This is a genomic window from Streptoverticillium olivoreticuli subsp. olivoreticuli (genome assembly GCF_003391135.1).
Lineage (GTDB): Bacteria > Actinomycetota > Actinomycetes > Streptomycetales > Streptomycetaceae > Streptomyces > Streptomyces blastmyceticus.
Map to the genome: position 1 here is coordinate 8,509,397 of NZ_CP031455.1, position 14,582 is coordinate 8,523,978.

Below are 14,582 nucleotides of genomic sequence, written 5' to 3' on the forward strand. Positions count from 1 at the left end.
CCGGGCAGCGCCGCCGCGTCGTACCGCGCGCGTACCGTCAGGCCGTCAGGAGACGGCCGGCTCGGGCGTCCGCCCGTCCTGCGGCTCGCGCGTCGGCGCGGGGACCTGCGCCGCGTCGAGCACGGGGTCGGGGCCCGGGAGCCCGGCACGGTGGGCGTTGACCCCGGCGCGCACGCCCCAGAAGTAGAAGCCCGTCGAGGACAGGGCGACCAGGACGATGTCGACGCCGCCGGGGATCAATCCGTGGCCCCCGAACTCGGTGCTGCCCAGGGCGGACAGCAGCGCCAGCCACAGCAGGAATCCGGCCATCCACCAGGCGGGCGCGAACTGCCGGCGCAGGCTCGTCTCGCCCTTGCGGCGCAGCACGACGGCGGCGATCGGCACCGAGAGGAGGGTGAGCAGGGCGACCTTGCCGGTGTTCGGCCACTTCGACCAGTACAGGGCGCAGGCGGCGAAGGCGAAGGTGAGCGGGCAGAGCACCTTCGCGGCGGGGAGGCGGAAGGGGCGGGGCAGGTGCGGCTTGGTCTGCCGGAAGACGCCGACCGCGATCGGCCCGATGAGGTAGGAGACGACCATGGCGGCCGAGACGACGCTGGCCAGGGCCTCCCAGCTGTGGCCGACGGTGAGCAGCAGCAGGACGGAGAAGCCCAGGTTCAGCCACATCGCGGGGCGGGCGGTGCCGTAGCGGGGGTGCACCTCGGCGATCTTCTTGGGGAAGAAGCCGGTCTCGGCGAGGTTCTGGGCCAGATACGCGGCCGACGCGACGTTGCCGATGTTGGCGCCGGAGGGGGAGATGAAGGCGCCGAACTGCAGCATGGTGACGACCCAGTGCAGCATCAGCAGCTTGGCGAGGTCGGCGAAGGGCGACGCGAAGTTGATGCCGCTCCAGCCGCCGGCCTCGGCGAGCCGCTCCGGCGGGACCGAGCCGAGGAAGGCGATCTGGAGGGCGAGGTAGATGACCAGGCCGAGGCAGAGCGCGCCGACGAGGGCGAGCGGGATGGCGCGGCCCGGGTTCTTGGCGGCGCCGCCGAGGTTGACGACGGCCTGGAAGCCGTTGAAGGCGAAGACGACACCGGAGGCGGTGACGGCGGTGAGGACGGCGGACCAGCCGTTGGGGGCGAAGCCGCCGTGGGCGGTGAAGTTCTCGGTGTGGAAGCCGGAGGCGATGAACGCGGCGACCGCGAGGACCGGGATGGCGAACTTCACCAGCGTCAGCACGTTGTTCGCGCGGGCCAGCAGCGCGACCGACCAGTAGCAGGCTAGCCACAGGACGACGGTCAGGAGCAGGGCCATCGCCATGCCGGTGCCCGTCAGGGCGCCGTCGGAGACCAGCCCCTGGGCCCAGCCGAAGTTCCAGGAGGCCATGTACTGGGTACCGGCTATGGACTCGATGGGGATCAGGGAGGCCGTGGCGATCCACACCGCCCATCCGGTGACGAAGCCCAGGACCGGCCCGTGCGAGATGGTGCCGAACCTGGCCATGGCGCCCGGCAGCGGGTAGGCGGCGCCCACCTCGGCGTACGACATCGCGATCAGGCCGATGAAGACGGCGCCGATCACCCAGGCGACCAGAGCGGCGGGGCCGGCGACCTGGGCGGCCTGACCGGCCCCGAAGAGCCAGCCCGAACCGAAGATGGACCCCAGCCCGATCATGATCAGGGCGAAGAGACTGAGGCCTTTGCGGTTGGCCGCGCTCAAATCCATGCTGTGCTGTCCGTTCTGCTGCGGGGTGACCAAAGACAGATCACCCACCTTATGTGCGTTTAGCAGGTCATTCGGCCGCCGAGGACCCCGCCCGCCCATGTGTGGCGGGCATCCACTGCCGTCCCCGGCGCCCGTGACCTCTGTCACCTTCTGTGGCGGAAAGACCGTGCTGCTACGAGGCGGCGCGGTCCCACAGATCGGTGCTGTGCGCGTCGACGAGGGCGCCGACGCGGGTGAGGACGTCGCCGGCGGGCAGCGGGTCCAGGCGCCGCCCGTCCCGCAGCCGCAGGGCGACGCGGCCGTCGGCGGCCTCCGAGGCGCCGATGACGGCTTGGTACGGGACCAGCCGGGCCTGGCGGATGCGGGCGCCCAGGCTGCCGCGTTCGGGACCGGCGACCTCGGCCCGCAGTCCGAGTTCGGCGCACCGCCGGGCGAGGGCGACGGCGTCCGGCACCTCGGCCTCCGAGACCGGGAGCGCCACCAGCTGGGTGGGGGCGAGCCAGGCGGGGAAGGCGCCGCCGTGCTTCTCGACGAGGTGGGCGACGGCCCGCTCCACGCTGCCGATGATGCTGCGGTGGACCATCACCGGCCGGTGCCTCGCGCCGTCCGCGCCGATGTAGTGCAGATCGAACCGCTCGGGCTGGTGGAAGTCGACCTGGACGGTGGACAGGGTGGACTCCCGCCCGGCGCCGTCGGCGACCTGGACGTCGATCTTCGGCCCGTAGAACGCGGCCTCCCCCTCCGCCCGCTCGTACGGCAGCCCCGAGCGGTCGAGGACATCGGTCAGCAGGGCGGTGGACCGCCGCCACATCTCGGGGGCGGCCACGTACTTCCCGCCGGGGCCCGGGAGGGAGAGGCGGTAGCGGGCCGGGCTGATGCCGAGCGCCTCGTACGCCCGGCGGATCATCTCCAGGGCTGCCCCCGCCTCCTGCTCGACCTGGTCGAGGGTGCAGAAGATGTGCGCGTCGTTGAGCTGGATCGCCCGGACGCGGGTCAGCCCGCCGAGCACGCCCGAGAGCTCGGAGCGGTACATGCCGCCCAGCTCCGCCATGCGCAGGGGCAGCTCGCGGTAGCTGTGGGAACGGGACCGGTAGATCACCGCGTGGTGGGGACACAGGCTCGGCCGCAGCACGACCTGCTCGCCGCCGAGGTCCATCGGGGGGAACATGTCGTCGCTGTAGTGCGACCAGTGCCCCGAGATCTCGTACAGCTCGCGTTTGCCGAGCACCGGCGAGTACACGTGCCGGTAGCCCGCCCGCCGCTCCGCGCCGCGGATGTACTCCTCCAGGGCGTGCCGCACGGCCGCGCCGTCGGGCAGCCAGTACGGCAGCCCCGCGCCGATCAGCGGGTCGGTGTCGAACAGGCCCAGCTCACGGCCGAGCTTGCGGTGGTCGTGCATGTCGGTCTCCTCGCGGGTATCGGGCGAGTGACCGCAAGCAGAAGCCCCGGGGCACTCGCCCCGGGGCTTCGGACTCAAGAAAACAGTCAGCGCGCCGGGACACTCTCCGGCGTCGTCGTCATCATGGCAGCGCGCTTCATGCCGATCACCGTAGCAGAGTCGCGTCGATGCCGTTTCCCGGCGGGGGAGTGTGAACAGGCGTGACCCCGCGACCTCAACGCCCGCCCCTGGACCCGGTGGCGAGGACGGCCACGACCGCCACCAGCCCGATGACGATCAGCACGCCTCCCGCCGTCGGCAGCGTGCCCAGCGTGCCGAGCACCGCGACGCCGAGCGCCGAGCCCGCCTGGCGGACGCCGTTCAGCGCGCCCTGCCCGGTGGCGGCGAGTCCGGGCGGGGTGGAGGCCGCCATCTCCGCGGCGGCGCCCGGGATGGAGAGGGTGCCCGTGGCCGCGAGCGCGAGCTCGGCCGCGATGACCAGCGCGAGCGGCGGATGCCCGCCGGCGCACAACGCCAGCAGCACTCCGGCCACCACCGACGCGCCCATACCGGCCGGCAGCACCGGGCGGGCACCGTGGCGGGCCACCAGCCGGCCGGTGAAGAAGGGCATCACGCACACCGGGAAGGTGAGCGGTAGGGAGGCCAGCCCCGCCATGAACGGCGACAGGCCGTATGTGTCCTGCAGGTGGACGCCGAGCATGTACATCCCGCCGAAGAACGCGAAGCAGGACACCGCTGCGGCCACCATCGCGGCCCGTACCCGCGGCAGGGCGAGCAGCGCGGGCGGCAGGACGGGAGCGGTGACGCGGCGTTCGACGGCGGCCAGCGCGGCGAAGGCCAGCAGTGCGAGGGCGATCGGGAGCCACGCGTACGGCGAGGTCTCCCCCTTGATGCCCGCCTCGACCAGGCCGAAGGTGAGCGCGCCGAGCGCCGCGACGGACAGCGGCAGCCCACCGCGGTCCAGGGCGCGCACGGCCAGGGCGGCCGGGGCCGGGAGCCGGCGGGCGAGCAGCAGCGCGGCCAGCGCGATGGGCGGGTTGACCAGGAACACCAGCCGCCAGCCGCCGAGTTCGACCAGGCCGCCGCCCAGCACGGGCCCGGCCGCGGCGCCGAGCCCGCTCAGCGCGGCCCAGGCGCCGATGGCGCGGGTGCGGCGGGCGGGGTCCGGATTCATGGAGATGAGCAGGGCGAGCGAGGCGGGCACCAGACCCGCGCCGGCGGCACCGAGCAGGGCGCGGCCGCCGATGAGCGTGGCGGCGTCGGGCGCGGCGGCGCACAGCGCGGACAGCACGGCGAAGGCGGCGAGCGCGAAGCCGTAGACCCGGCGCGCGCCCCACCGGTCGGCGAACACGCCCCCGGCGAGCAGCAGTCCGGCGAAGACGACGGTGTAGGCGTCGACGGTCCACGGCAGCACGGCGGCGGCGGGACGGAGGGAGTCCTCGATGTCGGGGACGGCGACGTTGAGGACGGAGGTGTCCAGGAGGACGAGCAGGTTCCCGGCCGCGATCCCGGCGAAGGCCAGGCGGGACCCCGGTGGCGGAGGGACATCGCAAGAGGCGTCGGGGGTGCGGGTCAGGCTGTCGGCGGTCATGGGGGAAGAGTGATCCGCCGGCCCTCCGGCGGGCGACGCCGCAATCCCGATGGCCCCATCGGGAAGTCCGATGGGGCCGGGAGGGGCGTCGATAGGGTGGCGGGGTGGACACCCGCTACCTGCGTGCTTTCGTCGCCGTCGCCGACCACGGCGGAATCTCCGCCGCCGCCCAGCAGTTGGGCTACGCGCAGTCGAGTGTGAGCGCCCAACTCAAGCGTCTCGAAGCCGATCTGGGCGCGACCGTACTGCTGCGCGCCGGGACCGGCGCGACGCTCAGCGAGGCCGGCGAGCGGCTGCTGCCGTACGCGCGCGAGGCGCTGGAGCTGGAGGAGCGGATGCGCCGGGCCACGCTCGGCGAACGGCCCAGGCTGCGGATCGGCGCCCAGGAGTCCCTGGCGCACGCGTGGCTGCCGGAGGTCCTGGCCGCGCTGGAGTACGGCGCGGGCGGCACCGGGCAGGGCGCGGACGTCGAGCTCACGGTGGGCAGCCGGGCCCGGCTGGGACAGGCCTTCGGCGCCGGGGAGCTGGACCTGGTGTTCCAGTACGACAACGGGGAGCGGGCCCTCGGCCCGTCCGCGGTGGTGGGGCACGACCGCACGGTGCTGGTGGGGGCCGCCGCACACCCCCTGGTGCAACAACAGCCGGTGACACCGGAACAGGTGCTCGCCTACGACTTCCTGGTCGCCGAGCCGGGCTGCATCTCGGAGATGCTGGTGGACCGCTTCGGGCAGGACCTGCTCGCCGGGGCGCAGCTCACGATGGTCACGGGCTCCCTCTCCGCGCTGCTGCGGCTGACCGGACACGGCCGGGGCCTGTCGCTGCTGCCGGAGCCGGCGGTCGCACGGGAGCTGGAGGAGGGCGAACTCGTCGAACTCCGGCTCGCCGAACCCACCCGCCCCGTCAGCATCGTCGCCCAGTGGCACCCCCGGCTCGGCCTCGCCGAGCGGCCCCTGCGCACCCTCCTCGACCTGGCCCGCCGCGCCGACCCCCTACAGGAGGCCTCGCGCCCGGCCGAGGCCTCCTGAGCCGGATGCCGCCGCGGGCGCGGGAACGCGCTCCAGGACCCCGCCCGCGAACACGTCGTACAGCGGCAGCGTCTCCAGATGCACATAGCCGATGTGGCAGTCGCACACGGCCAGCGGACAGGGGCGGGGCGACAGGGCGGCACGGTAGGAACCGTCGTACAGATTGCCCAGTTCGGCGCGGACGAAGTGGCAGCGGCGCACCGTGCCGTCGCCGTCCACGGAGATGACGGACTCCCCGGTGCGGCACGGCAGCCCGGCCGAGCGGTGGGGATGGCGGCTGTACGGGAACAGCGGGTCGAGCGCGGTCCAGAGGCCGGCCTCCTCGTCCGTGTACGTACGGCCCTCGGCCGCGTTCACCCACAGATAGACGTGGCCGGGAAGGGCCGCGCGCAGCCGCCGCGCGTCGTCCAGGTGCTCGGGGAGACCGACGATCCCGACGCTGAACCGCACACCCAGATCGGCAAGTCGGCGCGCCTTCGCGAGGAAGCGCTCATAGGGAGTCTGCCCCGGGTGGTAGGTGCACCACAGGGCGACGCTGTCGAGGTCGGCGTCCGTCAGCCAGTCCGTGCGGCAGCTGAGATTGGTCTGGATCGCCACGCGCCCGACGTGCGGCTGGTGCGACAGCGCGACGAGCGCGCCGCGGTACCAGGAGCGCACCAGCCCCTCGCCCCACGGGGTGAACAGGACGGAGAGGCGGTCGCCGGTCTGCCGCCCGGCCCAGCCCGTGAACCGTTCGAGCGCCGCCCGGTCGGCCCGCAGCCGCTCCGTGCTGTCCCGCCGCTTCGCGAACGGGCAGTAGGGACAGTCGTAGTCGCAGGACGCGAGCGGCCCGCGGTAGAGGATCGTCAGGTCCATCGGCGCGCTCACCTCGACTCGTACGCGGCCATCGCGGCCCGCACCCCGGGGGAGAACAGCGCGGGGCCGAGCGCGTCCGAGTGCGCGAGGCCCTCGGGGGACAGGCACAGCCGCCCGGACGGGCCGTCGGCGAGCCAGCCGTGGGCCGCGAAGGCGTCGAGCTCGGCGGCGAAGTCCCCGTACGGGTCGGTGCCGAAGCGCAGCCGGTAGTCCTCCAGCGGCATGCCCTCGGCCTGGAGCAGCGACTGCAGCAGATGGCGGCGGCGGGCCTCGTCCTCGTCGACGTACCGGCCGTGCGCGGCGCGCGTGAAGTCCTCCGTGGCGGTGTAGTCGTCGATGATCGTGCGGATCTCGCGCATGTCGACCGCGTAGTCGAAGGAATAGTGCAGCGCCGAGGTGTAGGAGCGGGCGCCGCAGCCGAGGCCGATCATGCCGTCGGTCTGGCATGCGTAGTCGTCCAGGCCCTGCGCCGGCGCGTCCGAGCGACGGAACATCCGCATGGACACCTGCTCGTAGCCCTGCGCGAGAAGGTGGTCGCGGCCCTGCCGGTACAGCCGCAGGCGCTGCTCGTCCCAGGCGCGCTCCGCGCACGCGGAGGAGTCCGCGTGCCGGCCCAGGCCCGTCAGCGGCCGTACGTACAGCGGATAGAGGTAGATCTCCTCCGGGTGCCAGGCCAGCGCCGCGTCCAGGGAGAGGCGCCAACTGGCCGCGGTCTGGCCGTCGATGCCGTAGATGAGGTCGATGTTGAGGACCGGGATGCGGGCGTCCCGGATCCGGCCCAGCGCCGCCTCGACGTCCGCGCGCCGCTGCGGGCGCACGGCCGCACGTGCCTCCTCGTCGACGAAGCTCTGCACGCCCAGGCTCAGCCGCGTCGCGCCCCGCCCGGCGAGGACGGCGAGCCGGTCGGCGGTGGCGGTCGCGGGGGAGGCCTCGACGGACAGCGGTATCGCGCTCAGGTCCGCGCCCATCCGCTTCTCCGCGATGTCGCAGAGCCGCTCCAGCTCGGCCGCCTCCAGGAAGGTCGGCGTGCCGCCGCCGAAGGCGGCATTGGCGAAGCGCACGGGCGCCGCGTCCCCGAGCGCGTCACGGACGGCCGTCGCCTGCCAGTCGAGCGCGTCAAGATAGCGGCCGGTCAGCTCGTCGGGCGCGCCGATGCGGGTGAAGAGGTTGCAGAACCCGCAGCGCACCTCGCAGAACGGTATGTGGAGATAGAGCGAGAGGGCGTCCTTCGGCTCCCGCTCCCACAGGGCTTCCAGGGCGGGGCGGTCGTCGAGGGGGCGGTAGGCCGTCTTGTGCGGATAGGCGTAGACGTAGGACTGGTACGGGCGGGGCGGCACGGGCGCGCTCATGCGGACGGCTCCAGGAAGAAGTGGGCGTAGGGCACCGTCCATACGGCCTCGTGGCCGAGGCGGTGGCCGGTGTAGCCGTCGTCGCCGTAGGCCGTGCCGTGGTCGGAACAGACGACGGCGAAGCAGCGCCGCCGCGAACTCACCGCGGCGAACAGCCGCGGCAGGTGCCGGTCGATGTACTCCAGGGCCGCCGCGTGCGTCTCGCGGCTGTCGCCCGCCTCGCGGGTCGCACCCGGCAGATGGAACCAGTTGGGCTGGTGCAGCGCGGACGCGTTGACGAACAGGAACAGCCGCTGCTCGTGCGGGAGCCCGGCGATCACCTTCTCCGCGCGCTCGACCTGCGCCTCGAACGAGACCGGTGACGCCACCCCGAACTCCGGCTCCCAGTGGCTCTCCTGGAACAGTCCCGGCAGCACGCCGCCGAGCGCCCCCCGCTTGTTGAAGAAGCCGACACCGCCGACGCACACCGTGCGGTGGCCCGCCGCGGCCAGCCCCGACACGAGGTCGGGGGTGTCGAAGACGAACGTGCGCCCCGCGGTCGTCTCACTGCCCGCGAACCGCGCGGCGAACAGCCTCGGGTGCGGCCCCGGCGCCGCCGGAGTGGGCAGGAACCCCGCGAACATCGCCTGGTGCGAGGCATAGGTGAAACTGCCGGGCGCGTGCCGCTTCTCCCAGCGCCCGCCCGGGAGATGACGGGCCAGATTCGGCAGCCGGCCCGCGGCGGCCAGCTCGACGGCGATGTCGTGGCGGAGCGTGTCGAGGGTGAGCAGCAGAATGTCGTCGCGGCCCACGACCTCGTTCATGTCGGGGCCGTCCGGGCCGAGGTGGGGGCTGGGTGGATCGGCGGATTCCGCGGGGCCGTACGGGTCAGGCTGCTTCATACGTGTTCCTTGATCGGTGGTGCTGACGGGTCCTGAGGGGCCCGTCTCCTATAGAGGCCGCGACCTGCGCCCCGTACGTGTCCTGCCCCTCGGCCCCGCTGCCCGGCAGGCCCGTGAGCCCCGGCAGCAGATCGCCGAAGGCGTTGACCTCGCCGACGGCGAACCGCCGCCAGCCGACGGCCGGCAGGAGGTCGACGCCCACGCAGAGCGTGCGGGGGAAGCAGGCGGCGGCGCGCTCGCAGATCTCCAGGGCCCGGGCCCACCGGTCGCCCGCCGCCTCGACGGCGGCGGCCAGGTCGCCGCGGGCGCCGCCGAGGTGGAGGTTCGTCAGAGGGGAGCGGCTGGTGCGGACGACGGCATGGGTGGCCCGCCCCGCGACGACCACGACCCGCAGGTCGGCCGTGCGCGCGTGCAGCGAGGCCTTGGGCAGCCAGCGCTCGACGTGCAGGCCGTCGGGAGCGAGCGTGTCGACGATCGCGGCGATCTCGCGCTCGTCCGTGTAGCGGCGCAGCCGCAGGGAGTTGTGGAGCAGGCCGTCCGGCGACAGCTCGACCGAGGTCGTCGCCCGGATCCGGCCCGGCCCCGCCCTCTCCACGGCGAGCACGCCGGACGCGGACGAGCCGTGGGCGGGCTTGACGAAGACCCGCGCCATGCCGTGCCCGCCCATCAGCGCCCGCACGTCCTCCCAGCCGCGCACCGGCACGGCCCCTCCCGACGTGGGCGAGGCCGGCACCGGCACCCCGGCCCGGTCGAGCAGGCGGTGGCAGCGCCGCTTGTCGAAGAGCACGGCCAGCTCGTCCGGGTCGTCGAGCCGCACACCGCCGCGCAACGACCGCACGGCGGCGGTGAACCGCCCGTACCAGCGCGCGCCGCCCTCCACACGGGTCGGCACGCCCACGCCCCGCAGGGCCCGGTCGACCTCGGCGTCCTCACCGGGCGAGTCCAGGCGTACGGTCTCGTCGGCCCCGAACTCCGCGCCGCCGTCCCGCAGGACGTCCCGCCACGCGACGATGCGCGGCCCGGGGAGCCGGGCCGCCCGCACCGCGGCCGTGAAGAGCCGCACGCGGCGGTTCTCCGGATTGCCGACGACCGCGAAACGGGGGCCGTGCTGGGTACCGCCCGGTGATGACATGACGTTCGCTCCGGCCTTCGCTATTCGCTCACGGAGATGTAGCGCCAGACCGTGTCGTCGTCCTCGTACACCTCGGCGTCGTCCGCGTCGAGATCGAGCTCCACACCGGCCGGCTGCAGAGCCTCCCGTATGCGGGTGCACAGCGCATCGCTCATGTAGTGGTGGTGCAGGTCGAGCTTCTTCAGGTGGGTGAGCGGCCGGCCCGCCAGGAGCGCCTGCGCGCCCTCGTCGGTCAGCACACCCATCGAGAGGTCGAGGACCTCCAGGCGCGCCACGACCGGAGCGGAGGCCAGCGCCGCCGCGACCGCGTCCTGGATCTCGCTGTTGCGCAGCGCCAGATGCCGCACGCGCGGCAGCCGGTCCCCGGCGAGGAACGGTTCGAGGTCCGCGACGGCCGCGTCACCGCCGTACTCGGACGTGCCCAGCCACAGGTCGAGGCGCTCCAGAGCGGGCAGTTCACTCGCCGCGATGCCGCGCACCGCCTCGACGGGCAGACCGCCGGTCTCCACCGTGAGGGAACGCAGCCGCTCGTGCCGGACGGCGGGGAAGACGAGGCCGCTGCCCCCGCGGACCCCGAACTCCTCCAGCTCGGGGAAGCCGTCGAGGAGCGGAGTCACGCACCCCTGCGTGATCCAGGAGATCTCGCACTCCTCCGACACCATGTCGCCCAGGAACAGGGCACGCAGCGCGGGCAGCCGGTCGCGCGCCGCCAGCAGCGCCTCGATCACGGCGTCGGGCCCCGTCTCGTACGGCTCGCTCCACGCGCCCACGATCAGCGCCCGCACCCGCGTCGTGTCCACGGCCCGGAGGAACCGCGCGAAGGCGTCCTGCCACGGCTCCTCGCTCTCGTACGCGTCCACCGCGACGCGCCAGGCCACGGACTCCGGTGCGGGCAGCTCGGGATGCTTCTCCTCGGCGTCCGGGCCGTCGGTGTCCGGGTCATCGGTGCCCGGGAAGGGGAAGGAGAACGCGGGCAAGCCGTGCAGCTCCCGCAAGTGTTCGTAAATGGCCATGCCTGCCTGCTCCTCGGTACGGTGCCGTCGCTCGCTCGATGTGCCAGGCAGTTGTACCAAGCGGCACTGACAACGCCGGGGTGGGGGCGCACGCCGGTGGCCTCGTACCCTCCCTGTACGCGTCCCGACGAACGACAAGGCCCCGCATGCTCCCGACTCACCGGCGCCGCCCCCGCCACTGGGCACTCGCCCTGGCCGCCCTGGCCCTGACCCTGACGGCGTGCGGCGGCCCCCCGGCCTCTCACGCGCCGTCGAGTCCGGCGACCACGGCGACCACCCCCGGTCTGCGCCTGGTGTGGTCGGACGAGTTCACCGGACCCGCCGGGAGCCGGCCCGATCCGGCGAAGTGGGTGCACGACACGGGCGCGGACGGCTGGGGCAACCACGAATGGGAGAACTACACCGACCGCCCCGACAACGCCTCGCTCGACGGCAAGGGCAACCTGAACATCACCGCCCGCCGCGCGCCCGCGCCGGGCACGCGCTGCGCCGTCGGCCCCTGCGACATCACCTCGGCCCGGCTCATCACCCGCGGGACCTTCGCCCAGCGCTACGGCCGCTTCGAGGCACGCATCAAGGTGCCCGCCGGACCGGGGCTGTGGCCGGCCTTCTGGATGCTCGGCGACGACCAGGGGGACCACCCCTGCCAGGACCCCAAGTGCGGCGAGATAGACATCATGGAGCAGGTGGGGGCCAAGGAGGCCGACACCGTCTGGGGCTCCGCCCATGGCCCCGGCTACTCCGGCGAACACGGCCTCACCAAGGACTACCGCCTCCCGGACGGGCGGCCCTTCTCGGACGACTTCCACGTCTTCGCCGTCGACTGGCAGCCCGGCGGACTCGCCTTCTCCGTGGACGGCCACACCTACCAGACCCGCACCCCGGCCGACGCCCAGGGCAAGGAATGGATCTTCGACCACCCCTTCTTCCTGCTGCTCAACCTCGCGGTGGGCGGCGACTGGCCCGGCCCACCGGACGCCACCACGGCGTTCCCGGCGACGATGACGGTGGACTACGTACGGGCCTACGCGCCGTCATGACCGCGACGGTGCGGGGCCGTCGCGGCCCGGCCCCGCGGGCGCTCAGTTCGCTTCCGACGCCTCCAGCAGGTCGCGGACGTCTTCGGCGGTGGTCTCCTGGAGCTCCTCCGCGACGAGCAGCCAGCGGGTGATGCCGACCGATTCGAGGAAGGGCAGGTCGTGGCCGGCGATCAGGAGCGCGCCCTCGTAGGAAGCGAGAGCACTCGTCAGCTGCCGCACACTGGCCACGTCCAGGTTGTTGGTCGGCTCGTCCAGCATCAGCAGTTGCGGGGCCGGTGCGGCGAGCATTGTCGCCGCCAGGGCGGCCCGGAAGCGTTCGCCGCCCGACAGAGTGCCCGCCGGCTGTTCGGCGCGTGATCCCTTGAACAGGAACCTCGCGAGCTGGGCGCGGACGTGGTTGTCGGTGACGCCGGGGGCCGACCGGGTCACGTTCGCCGCGACGCTCAGCTCCTCGTCCAGCACGTCCAGGCGCTGCGGAAGGAACCGCAGCGGCACGTACGTCCTGGCCTCGCCGGACAGCGGCGCGAGCTCCCCGGCGAGGGTGCGCAGCAGCGTGGTCTTGCCAGCTCCGTTGCGCCCGACCAGCGCGATGCGTTCGGGCCCGTGCACCCGCAGGTTCCCCTTGCGCAGCCTGCCGAACCGCGGGCGCAGCCCGTCCAGACTCAGGACGGCGCGGCCCGCGGGCACGGCGGTGTGGGGGAGGCTCACCCGGATCTCGGTGTCGTCGCGGATCGCGTCCGCCGCGGCCTCCCGCCGCTCGCGCGCCGCGTCGAGACGGTCCTCCTGCAAGCCGCGGAGCTTGTCCGCCGACTCCTGTGCGGACCGCTTGCGTTCGCCTGCGACGATTCTCGGGGCCCGCCGCTGGGCGTCCATCTTCTTGCTGTGCCGTTGGCGGCGGGCCAGCTTGATCCGGGTCTCCTCCAGCTCGCGCTTCTGCCGCTGCACGTCCGCCTCGGCGGCGCGCAGCATCCGCCCGGCCGCCTCCTGCTGCGCGGCCAATGCCTCCTGGTACGCGGACCAGCCGCCTCCGTACCAGCTCACCGATCCGGACCGCAGCTCGGCGATGCGGTCCACACGCTCCAGCAGGTCACGGTCGTGGCTCACCACGACCAGCACACCGGAGCGCCAGGAGTCGACGGCCTCGTAGAGCCGACGGCGCGCGAACAGGTCGAGGTTGTTGGTCGGTTCGTCGAGCAGCAGGACGTCAGGACGCTCCAGGAGCAGTGCCGCCAGCCGCAGCAGAACGGTCTCCCCGCCGGACATCTGCCCCACGGTGCGGTCCAGTTCGACGCCGCCGAGCCCGAGCGAGCCGAGCGTCGCCAGCGCCCGCTCCTCGACGTCCCAGTCGTCGCCGACCGTGCCGAAGTGCTCCTCGCGCACATCTCCGGCCTCGATGGCGCGCAGCGCGGCGCGGCGTCCGGCGATGCCCAGAGCCTGGTCGACGCGCAGCGCGGTGTCGAGGGTGACGTTCTGCGGAAGGTGGGCGAGGCTGCCGCCGACGGTCACCGACCCCTGCGAGGGGCGCAGCTGTCCGGCCAGCAGCCGCAGCAGGGTGGACTTGCCCGTGCCGTTGGCCCCGACGAGGCCGGTACGGCCCCGGCCGATGCCGAGGGAGAGCCCGTCGAGGACGGCCGTGCCGTCCGGCCACCGGAAGGAAAGGGCGGAGCAGGTCAGGGAGGCGCCGGGTGTGACGGTGTGGGTCATGGTTTTCTCGCAGTCGCAAGCGCAGTGGATCGGGGGCTTTGTGTGCGAGCACCACGCGGCGACCAGGCCGAAAGAGGGGTGCGGTCCTCCGGAGAACGAGGGACGGCTCATGCACCGAGGTCGCATCCACGCGGGGTCACGGGCGCCGGGAAAGCCGACGGCGGCGTGACGGGCGTACGGACGAAGCCGTACCGCGTGATGATCGCGAACCTCAGATGCGCAACGTCCACCTCTATCGGAGACGACAGGACCCTGGCACTGTAACGCGACCGCTCACGCCGGTGCGACCGAATTTCCGTCCCCGCCCGGGTGGGTGGGACCATGGACGCATGGACGAGGAAGCGATCCCGGTCCTCCGCGTGCCGGCGGTGACCTGATGGCGGCTGATCCCGGCACCCACGGCCCCGCGGTCTTCGAGGCGGCGACCGGCGCCCACGCTCCCGCCGCCTCGTCCGCGCGAGCGCGCGAGGCGGCGGTGCGAGCCGCGTTCGACGGGCTGCTGCAGATCCGGCGGCTGATGAACAGCGAGGCCGCCGACCCCCTCGCGGTACCCGCCGCGTGGGAGTGCCGTCGGCCGGTCCGCGCCGTCGCCCTCAGCCTGGAGGCCGCCGGCATCCCGCCCTCGGCCGTCGCCCCCGACGGCCAACGGACCGCGACCGGCTACCACGTCACCACAGGCACCCCGCCCACCGCCGCCCGCGTCGAATGGCTGGGCCCACCCGGAAGCGGCGCCCAGTACCAGCAGCACACCGAACTCCGGCGCTGCGCCGACGTCCTGCGCGGACTCGGCTGGGAAGCCCTCGAATACCAGGGACCGCGCCGCCGCCGCTACCTCGACGTCGAACCCGGACCGGGCGCGCCTCCGCCCCGGTGAGCAATACGCGGTGCC

12 protein-coding genes are annotated in these 14,582 nt (G+C 73.5%); 3 read left to right on the forward strand and 9 right to left on the reverse strand.

The window, feature by feature from the left end; all coding sequences use genetic code 11:
* Positions 1-45 precede the first annotated feature (45 nt).
* The 3 genes from DXZ73_RS36405 to DXZ73_RS36415 form a co-directional block, all read right to left on the reverse strand.
* Positions 46-1,704, reverse strand: coding sequence for an APC family permease (locus DXZ73_RS36405; RefSeq protein WP_116216116.1), 1,659 nt, complete (start codon positions 1,702-1,704; stop codon positions 46-48).
* A gap of 172 nt (positions 1,705-1,876) precedes the next feature.
* Positions 1,877-3,193 (reverse strand): threonine--tRNA ligase, encoded by a 1,317-nt coding sequence (thrS, locus tag DXZ73_RS36410; protein WP_425315943.1) that lies wholly within the window; start codon positions 3,191-3,193, stop codon positions 1,877-1,879.
* Positions 3,194-3,317: 124 nt separating this feature from the next.
* Positions 3,318-4,694, reverse strand: coding sequence for an MFS transporter (locus DXZ73_RS36415; RefSeq protein WP_116215191.1), 1,377 nt, complete (start codon positions 4,692-4,694; stop codon positions 3,318-3,320).
* Between the two features lie 104 nt (positions 4,695-4,798).
* Between DXZ73_RS36415 and DXZ73_RS36420 the strand changes: the two genes are divergently transcribed.
* Positions 4,799-5,719 carry a LysR family transcriptional regulator gene (locus DXZ73_RS36420; protein ID WP_116215193.1) on the forward strand — a complete coding sequence of 307 codons (921 nt, stop codon included), beginning with the start codon at positions 4,799-4,801 and terminating at the stop codon, positions 5,717-5,719.
* On the opposite strand, the gene DXZ73_RS36425 is transcribed toward DXZ73_RS36420, so the two are convergent.
* The 5 genes from DXZ73_RS36425 to DXZ73_RS36445 all read right to left on the reverse strand — a co-directional run bounded on the left by DXZ73_RS36425 (position 5,684) and on the right by DXZ73_RS36445 (position 10,949).
* Entirely contained in the window at positions 5,684-6,574 is an 891-nt protein-coding gene (locus DXZ73_RS36425; RefSeq protein WP_116215194.1) for an STM4011 family radical SAM protein, read from the reverse strand. The two genes, DXZ73_RS36420 and DXZ73_RS36425, sit on opposite strands and share 36 nt — an antisense overlap.
* Before the next feature lie 8 nt (positions 6,575-6,582).
* Positions 6,583-7,923 carry an STM4012 family radical SAM protein gene (locus DXZ73_RS36430; protein ID WP_116215195.1) on the reverse strand — a complete coding sequence of 447 codons (1,341 nt, stop codon included), beginning with the start codon at positions 7,921-7,923 and terminating at the stop codon, positions 6,583-6,585.
* Positions 7,920-8,726 (reverse strand): STM4013/SEN3800 family hydrolase, encoded by an 807-nt coding sequence (locus tag DXZ73_RS36435; protein WP_162890533.1) that lies wholly within the window; start codon positions 8,724-8,726, stop codon positions 7,920-7,922. Before DXZ73_RS36435 ends, DXZ73_RS36430 begins: the two co-directional genes overlap by 4 nt.
* A 64-nt stretch (positions 8,727-8,790) precedes the next feature.
* Complete coding sequence (locus tag DXZ73_RS36440; protein WP_116215197.1) at positions 8,791-9,936, reverse strand: STM4014 family protein; 1,146 nt, start codon at positions 9,934-9,936, stop codon at positions 8,791-8,793.
* Positions 9,937-9,956: 20 nt separating this feature from the next.
* Positions 9,957-10,949, reverse strand: a complete 993-nt coding sequence (locus tag DXZ73_RS36445; protein WP_116215199.1) for an STM4015 family protein — start codon at positions 10,947-10,949, stop codon at positions 9,957-9,959.
* 146 nt (positions 10,950-11,095) lie between these two features.
* Between DXZ73_RS36445 and DXZ73_RS36450 the strand changes: the two genes are divergently transcribed.
* Positions 11,096-11,989, forward strand: coding sequence for a glycoside hydrolase family 16 protein (locus DXZ73_RS36450; protein ID WP_116215200.1), 894 nt, complete (start codon positions 11,096-11,098; stop codon positions 11,987-11,989).
* A 42-nt stretch (positions 11,990-12,031) separates the two neighbouring features.
* Here the strand turns inward: DXZ73_RS36450 and DXZ73_RS36455 are convergent, their stop codons facing one another.
* The gene (locus DXZ73_RS36455) at positions 12,032-13,693 is read right to left on the reverse strand and encodes an ABC-F family ATP-binding cassette domain-containing protein (protein ID WP_116215202.1); all 1,662 of its coding nucleotides are present in this window, start codon (positions 13,691-13,693) and stop codon (positions 12,032-12,034) included.
* A 376-nt stretch (positions 13,694-14,069) separates the two neighbouring features.
* Between DXZ73_RS36455 and DXZ73_RS36460 the strand changes: the two genes are divergently transcribed.
* Positions 14,070-14,567: a hypothetical protein gene (locus DXZ73_RS36460; RefSeq protein ID WP_116215203.1), complete on the forward strand. Its 498-nt coding sequence runs from the start codon at positions 14,070-14,072 to the stop codon at positions 14,565-14,567.
* The last annotated feature ends 15 nt before the right edge of the window (positions 14,568-14,582 follow it).